Origin of the sequence: Anatilimnocola aggregata, assembly GCF_007747655.1 — a bacterium.
Lineage (GTDB): Bacteria > Planctomycetota > Planctomycetia > Pirellulales > Pirellulaceae > Anatilimnocola > Anatilimnocola aggregata.
Map to the genome: position 1 here is coordinate 3,903,644 of NZ_CP036274.1, position 18,175 is coordinate 3,921,818.

An 18,175-nucleotide genomic window follows, 5' to 3' on the forward strand; every position below is an offset into this window, starting at 1 on the left:
ATGCCCGAACACCACGATGACAAACGAATCATTCGGCTCACTCCGCCGAGCCAGGTGAGACCGGGCAATTATGCCGAATTGCACTGCAAGACGAACTTTTCGTTCTTGGAAGGAGCATCGCATCCCGACGAACTAGTAAATCGCGCGGCCGAATTGAGTTATGCCGCGCTCGCGATCACCGACCGCAACAGCTTGGCAGGTGTGGTTCGCGCGCATGGAGCAGCCAAGCAAGTGGGACTCAAGTTGCTGATTGGCGCGGAGATCGTGCCAATCGATGCCGCGCCCCTCGTGCTGCTGGCAACCGATCGCCCTGCCTACAGCAGGCTTTCGCAGCTCATTACATTGGGACGGCGCAAGGCCCCCAAAGGAGAATGTCACCTGACATTTGACGATGTGGCCAGGCATGCCGCCGGCTTGCTCGCGTGTGTGATCGATCAGCATGTCGATGTATTTCGCTACCGCGAAGTGTTTGCCGATCGGTGTTATCTGCTGGCCGAGTTGCACTACGGAACCAATGACGAGCACGATTTACAACACGCTCTGCGGTTAGCAAAACGGGCGAACACTCCTTTAGTTGCCGCAGGTGGAGTTCATTTTCATACTCCCGAGCGGAGGCCCTTGGCGGATGTGCTAACAGCCATTCGCGCCGGCTGTACGGTAACTGAAGCTGCCGAACTGCTGCTCCCCAATGCCGAGCGGCATTTGAAATCGCCTGAACAAATGGAGGAGCTATTTGCCCACGCACCAGAAGCCGTGCGCAGAACGCTCGAAATCGCCGCCCGCTGCACCTTCTCGCTGGATGAACTGAAGTACGAATATCCCGAGGAACTATCTCCACCTGGGCAATCCCTTCCCCAGTATCTGGCTCACTTAACCTGGAACGGAGCTCAGCAGCGATATCCAGCGGGATTGCCCGAGAAGGTCGAGCAGCAAATCCATTACGAACTTCAGCTGATCAACCAACTTCATTACGAAGCCTATTTTTTGACTGTTTGGGATCTGGTTCGTTTTGCTCGTGAGCGCGGCATTCTCTGTCAGGGGCGTGGCTCGGCAGCCAACTCGGTCGTTTGCTATTGCCTGGGAGTGACTGCCGTCGACCCCGATCGCATCGATGTGTTGTTCGAACGCTTCATCAGCGCCGAGCGCGACGAAGCTCCGGACATCGACATCGATTTCGAGCACGAGCGACGCGAGGAAGTACTGCAATATCTCTACGACAAATATGGTCGCGAACGAGCCGGCATCGTCGCTGAAGTGATTACCTATCGGCCGCGCTCGGCGGTTCGCGATGTGGGAAAGGCGCTGGGACTGTCACTCGACAAGGTCGATAAGCTGGCCAAGCATCTCGATAGTTATCATGCGGAGAAGATGAACGAGCGACTGGTCCAGGCGGGGCTCGATCACGATTCTCTCTTGGGATCGCAACTTTTTGCACTCGCAGGAGAACTTATCGGCTTTCCGCGGCATTTGGGGCAACATGTTGGTGGCATGGTAATCACGCAGCGACCGTTGTGGGAATTGGTTCCCATTGAAAACGCGGCCATGCCCGGTCGCACCGTCATTGAGTGGGACAAAAACGACCTCGACGAACTGGGCCTGCTGAAGGTCGACTGCCTCTCGCTGGGCATGCTCACAGCCATTCGTAAATGTTTTGCATTAATCGAACAAGCAACGGGCCGCGCACTCACACTGGCAGATATTCCCGAAGGAGATACCGCTGTTTACACGATGATCTCCCGCGCCGACACGATGGGCGTCTTTCAAATCGAAAGTCGCGCACAAATGAGCATGCTGCCACGCCTGCGCCCGGAATGCTTTTATGACCTGGTGATTGAAGTAGCCATCGTTCGCCCCGGACCCATACAAGGCAACATGGTGCATCCTTATTTACGCCGTCGCACTGGCGAAGAAGCCATCACTTATCCCAGCGAAGAAATCGGCAAGGTGCTGCAGAAAACGTTGGGAGTGCCCTTGTTTCAAGAGCAGGCGATGCGTTTGGCGGTGGTTGCGGCGGGCTTCACTCCGGGCGAAGCCGACGAATTGCGGCGAGCGATGGGCAGCTGGCGAAAGACGGGAGTGATTGAACGGTTCGGTAAGAAGCTCATTGATGGGATGACGGCTAAGGGACTTTCGACGGAGTTCGCCGAACGGGTTTTCAATCAGATTAAAGGCTTTGGCGAGTATGGCTTTCCGGAGTCGCACGCCGCCAGTTTCGCGCTGCTGGTGTATGCGTCGGCCTGGCTAAAGCATCACTATCCAGCAGCCTTTTGTGCGTCGCTCATCAACAGTCAACCGATGGGCTTTTATGCTCCCGCGCAACTGGTTCGCAACGCGCGCGAGAACGGCGTGAAAGTCTTGCCGGTTGACGTCAATCACAGCGAGTGGGACTGCACACTCGAAGCTGGCGCAATGCGGTTGGGGTTAAGGACCATTGCGGGCTTATCGGCCACCGTGGTTTCGAGAATTGCCCAGGCGCGTCCTTTCTGCTCGGTCACCGATTTTACGGAGCGGACGGAACTCGGCGTTCCGGTTGTCAAATTGCTGGCCGATGCCGATGCCTTCCATTCGTTGCAATTAGATCGTCGGCAAGCCCTCTGGCAGTCGCTGGCGCAAGAGCCGAAGAAACTCCCGCTGCTGGCTGGCCTGGCGGACGAAGAAGATGTTCCCAGCGAACTGCCTGCCATGAGCGGACTCGAGCAGGTTCTTGCCGACTATCGGACCCAAGGCCTTTCGCTGCGAGCGCATCCTCTGTCGTTTTTTCGCGATGAAATGCAATCGCTGCAAATCACTCCCGCAGCAGAGTTGAGTGAAAAGCCCGATGGCACGTCAATCAAAGTCGCCGGGCTGGTACTCGTTCGGCAGCGTCCCAGTACCGCAAAGGGAATAACCTTCGTCACACTCGAAGACGAGACGGGAGTCGCCAACCTGATCATCCGCGTAGAAGTTTGGGACCGCTATTATAAGGTGGCTCGCACTGCTGCTGCCTTGATCGCCACCGGTCGCCTCCAAAATCAACGTGAGGTAATTCACGTGCTGGTCACGAAGTTAGAGAACCTCGCTGGCCGCGTTGGTGGGATGAAATCCCAGTCCCGCGATTTTCATTGAATCAGAGGACAATACCTCTGCAAGTGATGTACGATTTGCTGACCGCTCGAATACTCAACTCATATCCAAAGGCGCCTCAACCATGCGACGACGCAGCTTTCTACAAGCCACTGCGGCAGCTACGTTCACTTCGCCAATTCTTGCAGCCGTTCGCGCGGGTAGATGGGACGCAGCAGCCGAGGTACTGACGAAGGCCACCGATTCGAAGCAAGTTCACGCAGCCACCCTGTACGTTTCCCAAAAGGACGATTCGTACACCCGCCACTTCGGGCAGGCCACCACAGGCGACGCCATGTTCCTGCTAGGTTCCATTTCGAAGCCAATCAACATCACGGCGGTGATGACCCTTTATGACCAGGGCAAGTTCCAACTCGAAGATCGCGTGAAGAAGTTCCTTCCCACCTTCACAGGCGGAGGGCGAGACGATGTAACGATCCGCCACTTGCTAACCCACGTCTCCGGTTTGCCCGACCAATTGGCCAGCAACAATGAACTGCGCAAGAGGCATGCTTCACTCACAGAATTCAGTGAGCAGACACTGCGCACCCCGCTGAGCTTTGCCCCAGGGACGAAATACCAATACTCCAGCATGGGAATCTTGTTGGCGACCCGCATCGCGGAACTGATCAGCGGCACCGATATCCTGACACTTGTCGATCGCAGCGTATTGCAGCCGCTGGGGATGAAGCATTCGGCCCAAGGAGTCGGTCGGTTCCAACTCACGGACCTGCTCCCTTGCCAGATGGACGGCGCTGCGCCCGAATCAGGAAGCGGCGATCCCCAGGCTAAAGACTGGAACTGGAACAGCCCCTACTGGCGCAAACTGGGCGCTCCGTGGGGAGGCACGCATGCCTCGGCTCCCGATGTCGGTAGATTTCTCGCGGAGTTCATGGACCAGCGGAACGTTGCTATCAAGCCCGCCACAGCGCGACTGATGCTCCAAAACCACAATCCCGCAGGATTCACGCCGCGCGGTCTTGGATTTCACGTTGGCGCCGAGTCCGGCAGTAAAGGCTGCTCCGACCAAACCTTTGGTCACACTGGATCCACGGGCACACTCTGCTGGGCCGATCCCCAGAGTAAAACCATTTGCGTGGTTCTGACCACGCTCCCGCGCCGCGCCGTGCAGCCTCATCCACGTGAAGTAGCAGCCAACTACGTTGCTGCGGCAGTGCGGTAAAGCGACGCTGATCGGACTGTTCGAAGATTATTTCCAGAGATCGCCAACGACTGCTCGTTGCGTTGACTTCGGTTTTTCACCGCCTGAAAATGAGTTGGTAGTACCGTGCATCGAACATTCCTGCGATCTGCCCGCTTTCCCCCGAAATTTACACCCATGAAACCGCTCGCTTCCATCCTGCGAATCGTGGCGGTCGGCATTGCGCTTCACCCCACTCACTTTTCTGCCATTTGTTTTGCTGACAACATAGATTCAGCGTTTCGCGCTGCCAAGTCAAAGCTCGTTCTCGATCTCCGGTCATCCAAAGCAGAAGTGCGATCCGCTGCGATTACCAGATTCAAGGAATTTCCCACACCCGATGCGGCGAACACGCTCCTGTTGCAAGGGAGCCTGTCCAAGTTTCCAGATGTCCGGCGCGGCTGCTTTGCAGCGCTGCGGTCGTATGCAAATTCGGAAGTGGTGGGCAAAGAATTGCTCACCGATGTGCTGCGGGATTTAAAGGTCGAAAAGATTGAAGCCGCGACAGCGATGCGGATGATCGTGTTGTTAAGTAGTGATGACCCGAAGGTTAAAGAGTTTGCGCAACAGGCCTTTGATCAAACTGAAAAGAGCCCGGCCGGCGTGCAACTTTTGGTAACAATTGTCGATCAACTTGCAGAAATGGGAGACTCGGCCAGCGCACGTTCGCTGTATCATTTGAGCGACCTTCCGCTTACCACTTCCCATGCGGGTCTGAAACGTGCGCTGGTTCAGGCCTTGTGCAAGATCGACGAACCCGAAGCTGTGGCGAAGTTAGTGCAAGCGGTTACCACCGCCGAAGGTGAGACTCGCGCCGACATCGAACGTCGGCTCATTCAACTTAGTGGGCTCAAGGCCGAAGACCGTCCCGACTGGCCCGGCTGGTGGCAAGAAAAACAGACTACTTTTGTGTTTCCGCATGGCGCAAAACCAGAAGTGGGTTTGTTCGCGAAGGCGGTTGCCAACATCCCCTCTTACTATGGTTTGCCACTCTACGGCTCAAAAATTGTCTTCGTCATCGACTATTCCGGTAGCATGCGAGGTGCCAAGTTGGACGCGGCCAAGTGGGAATTGCAAAACGCAATCGCCAAGCTTCCCGACGGAGTAAGATTCAACGTCCTCGCCTTCAATTCCGTCGTCATCCCGTGGAAGCGAGAACTTGTACAATCGTCGCCCGAATCGAAACAAGAGGCAGTCCGGTTCATTATCGGCGGCGACGCGGGAGCACAAACTGCTTCGTACAATGCGCTAGAAGCTGCCTTGTCGCAGGACTGCGATGCGATCTATTTCCTGACCGATGGCGCGCCGCGTGGCAGCAAGATTGACGACCCGCAGCAGATTGTCACCATGATTGGCCGCCGCAATCGAGTGCGGCGCGCGACGATCAATGTGATTGGTATTGGCGTCGGCAATGAAGGTAACGCGTTCGACGTCTTCCTGCGCGAACTCGCCGCTCAAAACTTCGGTGCTTATCGACGCCTGGATTAAGGCACTATTCGTAGCCAAATCGTGAAAAATAGCCGGCCCAGCGACGGCGAATTTCAGCCTCGGTTTCAGCATCCATCTGATGCTTGTTCGTCTGGTAATCCTTCTGCGACTGCATGTACGCGGCGATCTTATCCCGCACTGGGGCAAAATTGCCGAGTTGCAAGCGCTCATAAATTTGCTCGCACTGGCCCACGGGGTCTTTCACCAGGTCTTCGTACTTAAGTTCGTACAAGTCGCCCGCTGGAATCTCGTTCCGCTGTTTTTCGTAACCGCGGTACATCCGCTCGAAGCAATCGAAGACATACTCGCGCAGGTGCTTATGCCGGGCAACTTGCAAACCTTGCACATCGTCCAGCGACTCCCATAGCCGCGTGGTCGAAGGAAAAAGCGAGAATGGACTGCGGGCAATGTGAATGAACTTTGCCCCGGGAAACCACTGCGCCAGATGGCCAATGCGACCGGTGTGCGGAGGGGACTTAAGCAGTAACTGTTTCTGACGGGTTTGCAACGTAATCAATTTGGCGAACCAGACGATCGCCTTCCTAAACTTCTCAACATCGGCGGGAGAAGCTTCATCAAGATTGAGTACATCGCTGTAATCGGCCGGCACGTCGTTTGGAAAGGCCATCCGTGCGTATGGGGTTGGCGCGCCGAGTGCGAGCAGGGCAAACTCATCTTCCTGCGGGCGTTGAAAACCAGCAGCCATGTTGTCCATGGGGCGCTGCTTGGGAACGAGCCAGCCCATGCGTTTGCCAATCAGCCATTCGGTGACGAAGGTATGGTGCGGGGCCATGCACTGATAAGTATTGGGAGTCGCGAACCGGGAATCGAGATGGAGCAGTTCGTGCAGAAGAGTCGTACCGCTGCGCCAATGGCCCACGATAAAGACGGGAGGTTGCTCGACGCGCGTACGCTCGATGTAACTGCCGAACCACAAATGCTGCAGCAGCGCCGCGGCGGAATTGAACGGCGTCGTGGCCGTAATCATCGCCGCCATCGGCAGTTTGAACGGATGCACACGAAAGCCGTGGCGCGCGAGAAGTCGGCACCAATCGCTGATCCGCAGCGCATGCCAAAAGCGCGGGCTGTACCAGGGATAGTCGTTCATCTTCGGCTTTTTAGCCGGTTTATTTTGTGCCGGAGAAGGCGTCGTCAAGCTAGTCATGCGGATTCACTAATAATGGAAGGTAGCGGCACTTCGATGGTTGCGGCAGCCATATCGCGGGCGTGATAACTGCTGCGGACGAATGGTCCGCTCGCAACATCGGCAAAGCCCATCTGGCGGGCAGCGCGGCCGAGAAACTCGAACTCTTCCGGCGGAACATAGCGAACCACGGGCAAATAGTTGTCGGCAGAAACGGCGCTCGGCATCAGGTACTGCCCCAGTGTCAGGAGGTCGCAACCCGCGCGGCGCAGGTCGGCGAGGACTTCGAACAGTTCGTCCGTCGTCTCACCCAGACCTAGCATCAACCCGCTCTTGGTCTTGATCGACGGATCGAGTTCTTTGATTTTGCGCAGCAAGTGCAACGTCCAGCGATAATCCGACTTCGGTCCACGCACTTTGCGATACAAGCGAGGAACTGTTTCCGTGTTGTGATTGAAAACTTCCGGGCGCGACTCGACTACCCGGGAAATCGCGGCATCGTTGTGGAGAAAATCGGGAGTCAGAACTTCAACCGCAGCGCCGGTTTTTTCGCGCACGGCGAGGACGCATTGATAAAAGTGTTCGGCACCGCCATCGGGCAAGTCGTCGCGCGTAACGGAAGTAATCACCACATGCTTGAGACCTAAACGCAGCGATGCTTCTGCCAAGCGCGCAGGCTCGTCGCTTTCCACTTGCTGCGTGCGTCCACGGGCGACGGCGCAAAAGCCGCAGGGGCGAGTGCAGACATTGCCGAGAATCATGAAGGTAGCTGTTCGCTGCGAGTAACACTCCATGCGATTGGGGCACTTGGCGTTGTCGCAGACTGTCTCAAGCTTGAGTTCGTCGAGCAGCCCTTGAGTTAGATGATTAAAGTTGCCTTTGGGAACTTCGCGCTTCAACCAGCGCGGAAGACGACGCGTATCGTTCGCGGCCTCCCCCGATGCTACTTCGGCAGAGGTAGTCGTGCAGCCCGACGAACATTCGCTAGTAGGCTCGCGATACAGCGGCAATTCACGCAGCAGATTCACGGGGGGTAGATCCTGAAAGTTCCGGCAGCAGAGGATGGCCGGTGTGCATGTGGTAGTCGGCACAGCCAAACGCGGCAGCCAAGTGGGGCACCACGGCGGCTCGGACACTAGTCATTTTAACGGGCTGCGTCGTTTCTGACAGGAGAGAGGAGTGAATCGGCCGCTGCGGGGGAAGTGTATTTCCAGCTGGAAGACTAGCAACAAGGCCGGAAAACTCGCGAGCCGGGACTGTTTCGATCCGCTGAATGCTGCGCATGTCAGGATTCACGTTGATAAAGGCGCCCTGCGAGGCGACGCCAAATCTCACGGCAATTCCCAATGCTGCCAATAATCCCGTTCGCCCCCATAGGCCGAAATGTCCTGGTAGGATCGTGGTCGTCACTCCTAATTCCTGCAGTGCGGCGCTTAACCCCGACTGAAAGCGGCGAACAAATTCGCCGACCGACCAGCGGTGCCATTCAAGCTGAGTAATGATGTAAATTGCCAACTGGCCAGGAGCGTGGAGCAAGCAGCCACCACCACGAGCAACGTATCGCACTGCCAGTTCTCGCTCGGCAAGTTCTGCGCCGCTCAGGTGCAGTTGATCGCGCGAGCCGCGGCGGCCGATCGTAATTAGCCCCGGGTGCTCGCACAGCAGTGCGGTGAACCGACCATCGCCACGCGTGGCCGCGTCGTAGGCAAGCCGCTTTTGCGCGGTGAGGCAGTCCTCGAAATCCACCTGCCCAAGCAAGTGGAAATGACTGGCGAACTGCGGCGGCAACTTTGCTGAACGAGGCATATAAATTGATTGCGCGGAACGAATTACCTGCGCAAGGGGGGCGACGAGAGACAAACGAGAGAAGGCGGGAGACTAGCAAAATGCGTCTCGACAGCCCAGAGCAAGAAAAAGGGACATCTTAAGCGGTGCCAGCGTGCATCGACGCGTCTTAGGTGTGCCCTTTAGTCGTCTTGGTTAAGGTGTTGGTGCCGAAACCTCGGTCGGCATGGGCAGCGGGCTTGGCATGGGCGCTGGAACAGGGACGGGGGCAGGGGCAGGGGCTGGTTCAGGAGGTTTGGGCGGTGCAGACTTGGCCGTTTGCAGTTCTCGCTGCAACGTAACTCCTAGCTGCGGATCCAAAAACTTTGATAGCAAGCTTCGCGCATCGATCACCAGCTTTTCGATGCGCTTTTGCGTTGTCGGGTCGATGGACTTGATATTCTGCTGGTCGAGAAACCGGCTCAGATCGGCCCGTGTTTCCAGTGCCCGGAACTGATCGAGCAATTGCTGCGCTTCGTCGAACTTCCCCTCTTTGGTCTTCGCACGAAGTCGTGCGGCTGTGATTTGTCGCCGCGCTTCCAGATCCATGATCTTGCTTTGCAAAGCGACGATCAGCCCCTCCGCTTGCAGTCGCCCGTCGTCGTTCACGACCGACGCCTCCATCTTCAACTGCTGACCCGGCACGATGGGAAGCCGCGCGAGTAACTGACCACCACTTCGCACTAGTAACGTTTGTAAGGCACCGGTCGCGGCCTGCGGCAACTCAATGTTCCCGCGCCAGTCAGTCGCTCCAACCAGTTCACCATCGGTTTCGCTGGTCTTGCGCCAGATCTCATAGCCGGACAGTGGCGATCGACTCGCATCGCGTGCCCGGAGTTGCAAGGTCGTAGAGGGAAACTGGGGCTGCACGAGCAAGGCTAAGCGTTCAGTGCGCGCATTACTCTTGCTGGGGATCGGCGATTTGTAGCCCGAATGAAGTCGGCAGGTAACAAGTGAACTTTCCTGTTTATCGACCTCAAGCAGGGTCCACGGTATCAGACCGATACCACCCTTGAGCGGCTCACCCATTCGATCGTTGCGACGAATGACCGGTCGCAACACAGCACCTGCTCGGATCCAAGCGGGCGATTCGTCCGTAGTGATCAGCCCGCCCGCACGTAGTCGGGCAACGATCGTTGGACCTTCCACCCGTTCGATCTTCGCGATGGGAGTGAACGCGCGCGCGATCGCATCCCAAATCAGCCAAGGCAGACTTTCGCGCTGCGGCGTTTCCCGGGCAAGGACGACGCTGAATTGGTGGGCTCGCGCATCAAACTCACGCACTAGAATCCGCAGACTACCCTGATCTTCATTCACACCGACCAGGTAGATTTTATCGATGCCGGTCAACTTGGGACCAGCATTTACGATTTGATCCGATTTCAACTCATCCATTCGTTGGCGCAGTTCAGCCGCGACTAACGCGGGAGCTGGCAGGACTTCGCAGTTCCAAAGTGGGCCGAAGGTGGTCTCGGCACGGCCAAGCAATGTCGCTCGAATCTGCTCGAATTGCGCGCCCTGCCATGTCGGATCGTCTGGCAACGACAACCAGATCTTCACTTCATAAGGAGTGAATTCCCATGCCGCTTGAGCAGCGCAGTGTTTTGTAGATAAACAACAACAGAGAAATACCAACAACCCGCACGCAAAGCTCGCGACTTGGCACCTCCGACGCAGCCAGGAGGCAACGAACGCCTGAAAACTCGTGATGGCAGCGGGTGGCAACATGCGATTACTTGCTCACCAGCTTGGTTTCGGGCTGCCACTGCTGAACATTTTGAAAGAGTGTCACGCGATCGGTTTCTAGCGCAGTTATGCCGCGGCGGTAGGCATAGTAGTCGTAAGTTTGCCACAGTGGGAGGACGGAAACGTCTTCATGCACCAGTTGATGCAACTGCTGCATCCGCTGCCGCACTTGCTGCCAATTGGTTGCGGTTTCGATCTGCCGGATTGCCAAGCGAATGAAGGCGTTATCGGTGGGCGTGATTCCTTCGGTACTAAACAGGCGCGAGGCATCAATGATGGGTTCCCAAGTGGCAGCTTGCACGTAGGTTAAATCGCACTTTTCCTGCGGGTCGGCAAATACCCCAGGCGGGAATTCCTGCAGTTTGCATTCGAACCCCGCAATCTGCCATTGCTTGACGAGAGCGCGGCAAGCCAGTCGGCTGGTTTCGTCAGCCGGATGCCCCAGCACCAGTGGTTGCCATTTAGGCAATTCTTTCTTGGACTTCTCGGCCGTGCTTTTCATCTCTCGCTGAGCGAGCACCTTGAGCACGATTGCGAGGCGCGGATCGTAGGCGCGCGGCAAGACTTGCTCGTCATAGCCATAGGCGATGTTATCACTGCTATTGGCAGGTGCTGGAAACGGCCCGCTAATGACCCGCCAACCGGGCAATGTTTGTCCCTTCAGTAGGCCTTGTTGCAAGATGGTTTGCCGGTCGCTGGCATATAGCAGCGCTCGGCGAAACGTACGATTGGCCAGGTAGGGGTGGCTTCGATTGAACAGCAGCATGTGGGTCGTGGGGGCGGAATACTGCGCGATTGCGATCGCAGGATCCGACTTAAGTCCGATCACATCGCTCGGAAACACCTGGTCGACGACATCGACCTCGCCCCGTTTGAGCGCCAGCAACATCCGCTGAGGGTCGTCAAACAATCGCTCTACAATCTCTGCTGGCTGGGTTGGTGTGACGAAGGGCGACGCATCGTTACGAACAAAGCGGGCGTTGTCCTTGACCGTCGACAGCACGCGATACGGGCCTAAATCATCTCCTGGTGAATCCTTGTCTGCAGGGGGTGCCACCGGAATCTGCAGCAGAGCCTCGGGGAGCACATGGGGCAACCGCAAATCGATTTGCACTAGTTGCGTCTGCTTGACTTGGATCGCCGAAACGAGCCGCGTCCAAGCCGGCAGAGAATCAGGCCGCGATTCGTCGGCAAGTTGCAAAAGTCGTTGGGCCACATCGAATGGGGAAACCGGCGCGGCGCGATTACCGTCGCCATTCACTTCGAGCGTGAAGTAACGACCGTCATCGCTACGAGAGATTTCGCCAATCGGACTGGAGTACCTACCACCCTCCGGTCCCATGCCGGAAAACTCCGTTAATTGTCGCTGCACCAGGCGACCGGCGCGGCGGGCAGCGGGATCGATCATACTGCGCGAATCGAATGACTTTGCCGGTTGAGTCACTCCCACCGAAACAAGTGGATAGCGGCGCGCCATTTCAATCAGCAACTCGTTCCCGCCAGCAACGGTCGGCCAGATGTTGCGCATGCGACTCGATGCGTCGTAGGCTTCGACAAACTTCTTCTGCTCCAAGAGTGCTTTTGCCTTATCGCGTTCGGTGACGGCCATCTCGCTGAGTTGAGTTTGCCACTTCATGGCAAAGGGCTCATTTCCCGCCTGATAGGTGCGCACCAACCGTTCTAAAAGTATGCGGGCAGATCGATAGTCTTCTTTCGCGACGTAACCGCCAATCAGATTGTCGGCGGTGCTGCCGACAATCTGCATGATCGTCGGCGCTGCGCCACTTGAGCGAAAGTCGGGATTGAGCGAGCGCAATTCTTCAAGCACGCCAAGTGCTTCTGAGTAACGCTTCTGCCGAAAGGCCTGCCCAGCTGCAGCATACAAATACGACTGTCGGGCATCGGCCAAACCAGGAGTGTTGGGATAATTGTTCAACAGAAAAAAAAGATAGTCGTAGACTTCATCGAGTTTGCCTGCAGCCAATAACGACTTTGCCTCCTCAAGCACGATACTCTCGAATAGTTCGAGCTTGCTGATGTTGTACCAGGTGACTTCGAAATCCCGGGCATCGTCGAGCAGTTTTACTTTCAACTTGTCAGTTGGCTTGGGCTTGACAGGGACAGTTCGATTGGGAAACGGAATGGGACGCACCTTGATGACAGCGCTTTCATTCTTTTCATCGAGCGTCAGGCGGTCGAAAGGCTCTCCTTCGAAGATGCGCTGGTTCGCGGGCGGCGCAGGTTTGGCAGCTGGCTCGTCTTGGGCGGAAACGGAACTTAGCGAGCAAAGCAGAAGCAGGCTGGAACCAAGCGACAAACAGACACGCAACAGTTCGGTGCCGAACCAGCAACGCTTCGTCGATGTTGTTGTCTGACCGCCCATGCTAAGGTTTCGCCTGAGGTTGAGCAGTCACATGAATCACGCCATCGCGACCACTTACTAGCAGCCTTGGGCCAAATACGCTCACGATTTCGCCCAGAGGTTCCCCCACTTCAACGGCTGCAATATCTTTGCCTGTGTTCGGATCGATTCGCACGATGGTCCCCGCTGCGTGCAGCAGAAGCAGGTCATTTTCCAGCGGCTGCGGCATGGCCGAAAGTGGGCCACGTGCAAGGTCGATCTGCCATGCCTGACGATCTTGATCGAAGCAAAGAAGTTTTCGTTCCTGCACTTCGACGAAGGTCTTTCCATTCACTGTAACGGGCCCAGCTTTCCAACGACCGCCGAGCGGTAACTTCGCACCTGCTGCCAGGTTGCCAGCTTGAAAAACTTGCAAAAAGTCGCCACTAGTTTCGCGCACCACCGTGTACACAAAGCTCTCGGCACTCGAACTGGGCGAAATCAGAGTTCCTTCGACTCGCGCTTCCGCTTCTTTCAACAAAGCAGGTTGGGCAACGTCTTTCGTAGCCAGTCGATAGATGGTCTGCTTGCCGTCTCCCAGCACGATTGCTCGATCGTTGCCGATCACGGCGGGCTCGTTCCACGCGATTCGTGCCCCAGGAGATAAGGCCGGTTGAAATGGAGAGGCAGCTGGTTTCGTCGTCGCAGGGTTGAGTAATTCCACGCGACCGATGGTCAGCGGCAAAACGAGCCCTTGCTTATACATGACAGTCTGAGAGGCCAACTCTTTGACATTAGCGCCGAGATCGATCAGGCGCGAACGATCACTGGCCGCCGCGGCATCGTAGAAGAGCGCATACGAAGTGCCACTCCTGCCGAGCGATAGCCAGCGACCGTCGGGCAGTTTGCGAGCCTCGCGTAAGGTCAGATTGCCCACAGCTGCAGGGGGCGAGAATGAGGGCTGATCGAAATAGCCAGCGGTGATCGCCTCGGGTGGGATCTCAAAGACTCGCGCCTGATTGTTAAAGGCGATGAATTGCCGACGCTCGATGTCGGCTGCTAAACCCACCAGCGGCACCGCGAGCTGAGTAATCCAAAGTGTCTTGCCATCCGCGGCCTGACTGGCTTCGACGAGTACGGCTGGCGAATTAGGTCGGCGGCGCACATGTAGCAAGGTCTCGCCGAAGATCTGTGGTGCGGACAGGAACGCATCGTCTTGATGCATCGACCATTTGCGCCCGAGTTGCTGCAGCGACACTTGAATCTCGTACAGCGTGCATCGGCGGCCGGCCAGCCATAAGCGTCCGCCATCGGTCGCCTGATATAGCAGCGACGGAACCGGTTCGCTGGCTTCGATCTTGCCGACAGGTTGAACGGGCTGATCTTTAATCGCCGGGTCGACTTCAAACGCATTCACTTCCCCCAAGTCCGTGACCACCGTCACTCGGCGACCAGAGACACCAAGCGGTGTCACCACGCGTCCCTTCAAACGAAATGGTCGATGTACTTCGCGTAATTTGTTCTGCTCGGGATCGCGTGCCAAGACGTGCAGAAGCGAAAAATCGTCTCCGGGGCTTTCGACCACGAGCAAGTGATTGACCGCAAGTACCGGAGGAACGAGGATCGATCCGGCCTTATGACCAAGGTAGAAGGTTTCGTCACATGCCAGCGACGAATTGAATGAAAAGACCGTCGAGTGTTCGCCCAGTTGATAGTACTGAGAGGTCTTCGTGTCGTAGGCCGGTGGCACATTGATTTTTTGTGGCAAAATGAGGCGTCGATCAGATGTGCCACTCTCGGCTTCCACTTCGATCAACTTGCCCGACGAAGTCGCCACCAGCAGTTTGTCTTCGGCCAGCGTGGGTTGATAGAAGGGTTCGCCAATGGGCAAGCGCCAACGTATCTTCCCTGTCAACGCTTCGAGGCGATAAAGCTCTTGGGCGCGGGCATCGGCTACCAACACGTCAGCGCTGACGTCGCGACCGAAAGTGGTTGGAATAATTTGCGTTTCGTGCCCTACGTATCTGCGCCACAGGACTTTGCCGGTTGTTAGATCCAGGCCATACACGGCTCCTTCGATCGTAACGAAGACTGGGCGACTGGGAGGGGCCGGTGCCGTTCCGATCGTACGGCTCGCCAGCACTATTCGCTGCGCTGACGGCCGGGGATCATCGGTGGCTGGGGCAATAGCTGTTTCCGCCAGACGCACAGCTTGCCGCTCACGCTCGCTGATGGCGAGCGTGGCCCCGATCAATTGCGGATTCGGTTCCAAACCCGGGTATTTTCTGACCAAGTCAGTCCGCACCTGATAGCTTTCTGCGGTCTTACCTTCCCCAATCAACGTGTTGATGCTCGCGATGGCGGTTTGCAGGTCTTTGTCTTGATCGATGCTCCGGCGTGTTAAATTAAGCTTATCGATGATCCCAGCAATTCGACCTTCGAGGTTCTTGCGCTCGGAGGACGGGAGGTACTCGGCGTTGTTCACGAGCGACATCGACTCGTCAGCGAGCTTCGTCAGTTCGATCTTGCGCTCGATCTTCTCAGCAGTTTTGGCTTGCTCTGCAAAGCCATCGGCAATAGCGGGCAGGATTGAAGCGAGTTCACCGCGCGAGTCGACAAAGGCTGGTTCCGTCTTAATGACAGGCAGAACTTCCGAAGCCACACGCAGCGCCGAGCGAGGATCCTTATCGGCATTGCTACTCACTTGTTGGATTTGCGCCATTCCATGCAGTACTTTGGCCCGACCGACATCTTTTTCCTTAGGATATTTCTCGATGTACTTACTGAATAAATCCATCGCCGCAGGATAGGAGCCGCCGCGATATTCCTCTTCTGCCTTCGCAAAAACCTCCGACGCAGTTCCGCGCGTCAGCGAGTAGTACAGAATGACGAAGGCGACGATCATTACCAACAGCGCACCACCGCCCAGCAACATCAGAGGCGAATCCCAAACATTCTTCTGCCCCAGCTTCTTCTGAACCCCGGGCTTTCCACCAGCTGGCTTGCCACCCAGCGGATCTGTTGGCAACGGCGCAGCAAAAGGATCGGCACCACCCCCCGCAGGAAGCGGCGCGAGCAGATCGTCCATTCCACCCATCCCCGACGAATCTGGCACTGCGAAGGCATCGAGCGATACGGGTGCAGAGAGTGGGGGTGGGCCGCCAAGTTGCGTTGGGTTGCCAGGCGCACTTGCGGGCGGCAGCGGTGTTAGCGGTGTCAGGGGAGCAAGGGCCGGATTGGGTGCATTCAATGGAGTCAGATCGTCGAGTGGGGCCATCTCCATGGATGACGCCGGAGTCGCCGACTTGGCTGGCGGCGTCGCAGGTTTCGAGATCGGCTTGGCGACCACCTTTGGCGCAGGGACCTCAACCTTGGCTTGTTTGGGAGCAACTGGCTTGGCGGGCGTCGGCGGTGGACTGTCATCCAAAGACGCCATCATCAGCAGATCGTCAGCTGCCGGCGCTTTTGGTTGCGGCTTGGGTGCAGTCGGCTTTGGCACTGGCGCTTGAACCGGCACAGGTTCGACCGCTTCCAACATCACCAAGTCATCGTCGGCGGCAGGCGGAGGCGCGTTTGGCTTGGTAGGTGCAGATGGCTCGGGAATGTCGAGCGTGAGATCAATTTCCGGCTCGGGGGGCGAGGCAGCAGCGACCAGCTTTTTTGCCTGAAACGCAGTCAGCAGCTTCTTGTCGATGAGCGTCTTGGCAAGCAAATCGGCCGTGATATTGGCGCGGCTTTGAACTTGCTTGCGCAGGCTCGCGATCACTTGAGGCTCGAGCAAGCCTTGTTCTTCTGCAAGTTCCAAAAATTTCACTGCCGACATCGGTCACGCTGCTCCCGCTTCACTGCGTTGTCTGCACTTTTCTGACCCGCTCACCGCCCCTAAGCCTCGAAAAGTGACGGGGCAGGTTCGTCCTGCCATGCCGCATGTGTCGACGAACATGTCGCAGAAAGCGACAGGCGGCCAGATAAGATAGTATCGCGCCACTTTGATTCTAATTCAACCTGCGGGGCGCAGCAGCAACGGAGCAGAAAGATTCTGTGAAGTTCGATCCGGAATCCGAAGTGCCCCTTAAAACGCAGCGGGAAGAACTCGCTCTGTCGACGTCGGGAAACTCTTACGGAGTAGCCGTATCCTCAGCGGGACGATCACCTGCCGGATCCACCGCGTAAAACACACATGCTTCTTTCAGCAAAGCAATCGTCTCCCCCATCTTCGCTGGAGAGCACCCCGCAAACTTGACCGTGATCTCGGCGAATGCGGAATTTCCGTTCTTCATGTCTTTGAGCGTAGCCTTCAGCTCATCCAGGGTGGTTGCCTCGCCACTTACCAACAGCTGATCTTGGGCGTTGATTTCAACGGGGAGTCGCGGCACAACTGGCGCGGCAGATTCAGCAACGCCAGTTTGCGGTGCCGAATTTGTCACCACCGCCTGCGGTGGCATTGCCAATACTGGCGCAGGTGCTGGACTGATGCGAACGAAAAAGATGGCACCGACCCCGACAACAACTACCAGGCCAAGGAAAAGGATGATTCCCAAGGCAACCACAATTGCCACCGCGGCTCCATTGTCGCCCCGTCGTTCTTCACTCATGGAATGCCCGCCCCTATTTGATTTCGCCAGTTCGTATCCCTCGCCTCGAACCGCCTGCCATCTTATCCTGGTATTCGGTAGTGCCGATACAATATTTCCCCCGGGCCACATGACCGACCAGAGCTTTCCCAAATCGTTTCACCTGCGCAAGCAGGCCGAGTTCGACCGTGTTTTTGCTTCGCGAGCCTATGCAGCCGACGACTATTTGATTGTGCATGGCTGCGTGAACGACCTTGCTTGGTCGCGATTGGGGCTGAGCGTTTCGAAGAAGTCGGGGAATTCGCCCGAGCGAAACTATTGGAAACGATCGATTCGCGAAGCGTTTCGACTCAGCCGCAGTGAGTTGCCGGTCGGCATCGATCTGGTCGTTCGCCCGCAAAAAGGGGCTCAGGCCGATAGTTTGACGATTCAGCGCTCGTTGCCAGCTCTCGTGCGGCGACTGGCAAAGCGTTTGAAAATCCCCGCTGCGAATGCCAGGCAGGAGGATACCAGATGAATTCGCTTTGCCAACTCTTGAGCAAGTTGCTCGCAGCGGTGCTCATCGGCTGTGTGCGCCTGTATCAATTGCTTCTGAGCCCGATTTTTGGCCGGCAGTGCCGCTTTCAGCCGACATGTAGTCATTACTATATCGGTGCGGTGGAAAAGTATGGTCCGCTGCGTGGCACACTGAAGGGACTCTGGCGGATTTGTCGCTGCAATCCTTTTTGCCGTGGGGGCTATGACCCGCCTTAGTA

12 protein-coding genes are annotated in these 18,175 nt (G+C 56.8%); 5 read left to right on the top strand and 7 right to left on the bottom strand.

Going from position 1 to position 18,175, the window contains the following annotated elements; all coding sequences use genetic code 11:
• From ETAA8_RS14815 to ETAA8_RS14825, 3 genes are all read left to right on the top strand, one after another.
• A complete protein-coding gene (locus tag ETAA8_RS14815; protein WP_145089543.1) occupies positions 1-3,105 on the top strand; it encodes an error-prone DNA polymerase in 3,105 nt (1,034 codons plus the stop codon).
• Between the two features lie 82 nt (positions 3,106-3,187).
• Positions 3,188-4,285: a serine hydrolase domain-containing protein gene (locus ETAA8_RS14820; protein ID WP_145089546.1), complete on the top strand. Its 1,098-nt coding sequence runs from the start codon at positions 3,188-3,190 to the stop codon at positions 4,283-4,285.
• Between the two features lie 156 nt (positions 4,286-4,441).
• Positions 4,442-5,791, top strand: a complete 1,350-nt coding sequence (locus ETAA8_RS14825; RefSeq protein ID WP_145089549.1) for a VWA domain-containing protein — start codon at positions 4,442-4,444, stop codon at positions 5,789-5,791.
• A gap of 4 nt (positions 5,792-5,795) precedes the next feature.
• Here the strand turns inward: ETAA8_RS14825 and ETAA8_RS14830 are convergent, their stop codons facing one another.
• The 7 genes from ETAA8_RS14830 to ETAA8_RS14860 form a co-directional block, all read right to left on the bottom strand.
• Positions 5,796-6,899, bottom strand: coding sequence for a sulfotransferase family protein (locus ETAA8_RS14830; protein ID WP_202921841.1), 1,104 nt, complete (start codon positions 6,897-6,899; stop codon positions 5,796-5,798).
• A 53-nt stretch (positions 6,900-6,952) separates the two neighbouring features.
• Complete coding sequence (lipA, locus tag ETAA8_RS14835) at positions 6,953-7,939, bottom strand: lipoyl synthase (RefSeq protein WP_391484820.1); 987 nt, start codon at positions 7,937-7,939, stop codon at positions 6,953-6,955.
• A 7-nt stretch (positions 7,940-7,946) separates the two neighbouring features.
• Positions 7,947-8,741 carry a lipoyl(octanoyl) transferase LipB gene (locus ETAA8_RS14840; RefSeq protein WP_145089554.1) on the bottom strand — a complete coding sequence of 265 codons (795 nt, stop codon included), beginning with the start codon at positions 8,739-8,741 and terminating at the stop codon, positions 7,947-7,949.
• 174 nt (positions 8,742-8,915) lie between these two features.
• Positions 8,916-10,307 carry a hypothetical protein gene (locus tag ETAA8_RS34630; protein WP_202921842.1) on the bottom strand — a complete coding sequence of 464 codons (1,392 nt, stop codon included), beginning with the start codon at positions 10,305-10,307 and terminating at the stop codon, positions 8,916-8,918.
• Positions 10,308-10,491: 184 nt separating this feature from the next.
• Complete coding sequence (locus ETAA8_RS14850) at positions 10,492-12,888, bottom strand: ABC transporter substrate-binding protein (protein ID WP_145089557.1); 2,397 nt, start codon at positions 12,886-12,888, stop codon at positions 10,492-10,494.
• 1 nt (position 12,889) lies between these two features.
• Entirely contained in the window at positions 12,890-16,669 is a 3,780-nt protein-coding gene (locus tag ETAA8_RS14855) for an outer membrane protein assembly factor BamB family protein (protein ID WP_145089560.1), read from the bottom strand.
• Between the two features lie 295 nt (positions 16,670-16,964).
• Entirely contained in the window at positions 16,965-17,441 is a 477-nt protein-coding gene (locus tag ETAA8_RS14860; RefSeq protein WP_202921843.1) for a hypothetical protein, read from the bottom strand.
• 109 nt (positions 17,442-17,550) lie between these two features.
• On the opposite strand from ETAA8_RS14860, the gene rnpA reads away from it, so the two are divergent.
• Together rnpA and yidD are read left to right on the top strand one after the other, a co-directional pair.
• Positions 17,551-17,937, top strand: coding sequence for a ribonuclease P protein component (rnpA, locus tag ETAA8_RS34635; protein WP_202921844.1), 387 nt, complete (start codon positions 17,551-17,553; stop codon positions 17,935-17,937).
• The gene (gene yidD / locus ETAA8_RS14870; protein WP_145089569.1) at positions 17,934-18,173 is read left to right on the top strand and encodes a membrane protein insertion efficiency factor YidD; all 240 of its coding nucleotides are present in this window, start codon (positions 17,934-17,936) and stop codon (positions 18,171-18,173) included. The genes rnpA and yidD overlap by 4 nt, the downstream gene beginning before the upstream one ends.
• Positions 18,174-18,175: the final 2 nt, after the last annotated feature.

What these genes read in the sequence shown, in the direction of transcription:
- ETAA8_RS14815 (WP_145089543.1), top strand. Translation starts at nt 1, where the DNA reads ATGCCCGAACACCACGATGACAAACGAATCATTCGGCTCACTCCGCCG.
- ETAA8_RS14820 (WP_145089546.1), top strand. Translation starts at nt 3,188, where the DNA reads ATGCGACGACGCAGCTTTCTACAAGCCACTGCGGCAGCTACGTTCACT.
- ETAA8_RS14825 (WP_145089549.1), top strand. Translation starts at nt 4,442, where the DNA reads ATGAAACCGCTCGCTTCCATCCTGCGAATCGTGGCGGTCGGCATTGCG.
- ETAA8_RS14830 (WP_202921841.1), bottom strand. Translation starts at nt 6,899, where the DNA reads ATGAACGACTATCCCTGGTACAGCCCGCGCTTTTGGCATGCGCTGCGG.
- ETAA8_RS14840 (WP_145089554.1), bottom strand. Translation starts at nt 8,741, where the DNA reads ATGCCTCGTTCAGCAAAGTTGCCGCCGCAGTTCGCCAGTCATTTCCAC.
- ETAA8_RS14850 (WP_145089557.1), bottom strand. Translation starts at nt 12,888, where the DNA reads ATGGGCGGTCAGACAACAACATCGACGAAGCGTTGCTGGTTCGGCACC.
- ETAA8_RS14855 (WP_145089560.1), bottom strand. Translation starts at nt 16,669, where the DNA reads ATGTCGGCAGTGAAATTTTTGGAACTTGCAGAAGAACAAGGCTTGCTC.
- ETAA8_RS14860 (WP_202921843.1), bottom strand. Translation starts at nt 17,441, where the DNA reads ATGAGTGAAGAACGACGGGGCGACAATGGAGCCGCGGTGGCAATTGTG.
- rnpA (WP_202921844.1), top strand. Translation starts at nt 17,551, where the DNA reads ATGACCGACCAGAGCTTTCCCAAATCGTTTCACCTGCGCAAGCAGGCC.
- yidD (WP_145089569.1), top strand. Translation starts at nt 17,934, where the DNA reads ATGAATTCGCTTTGCCAACTCTTGAGCAAGTTGCTCGCAGCGGTGCTC.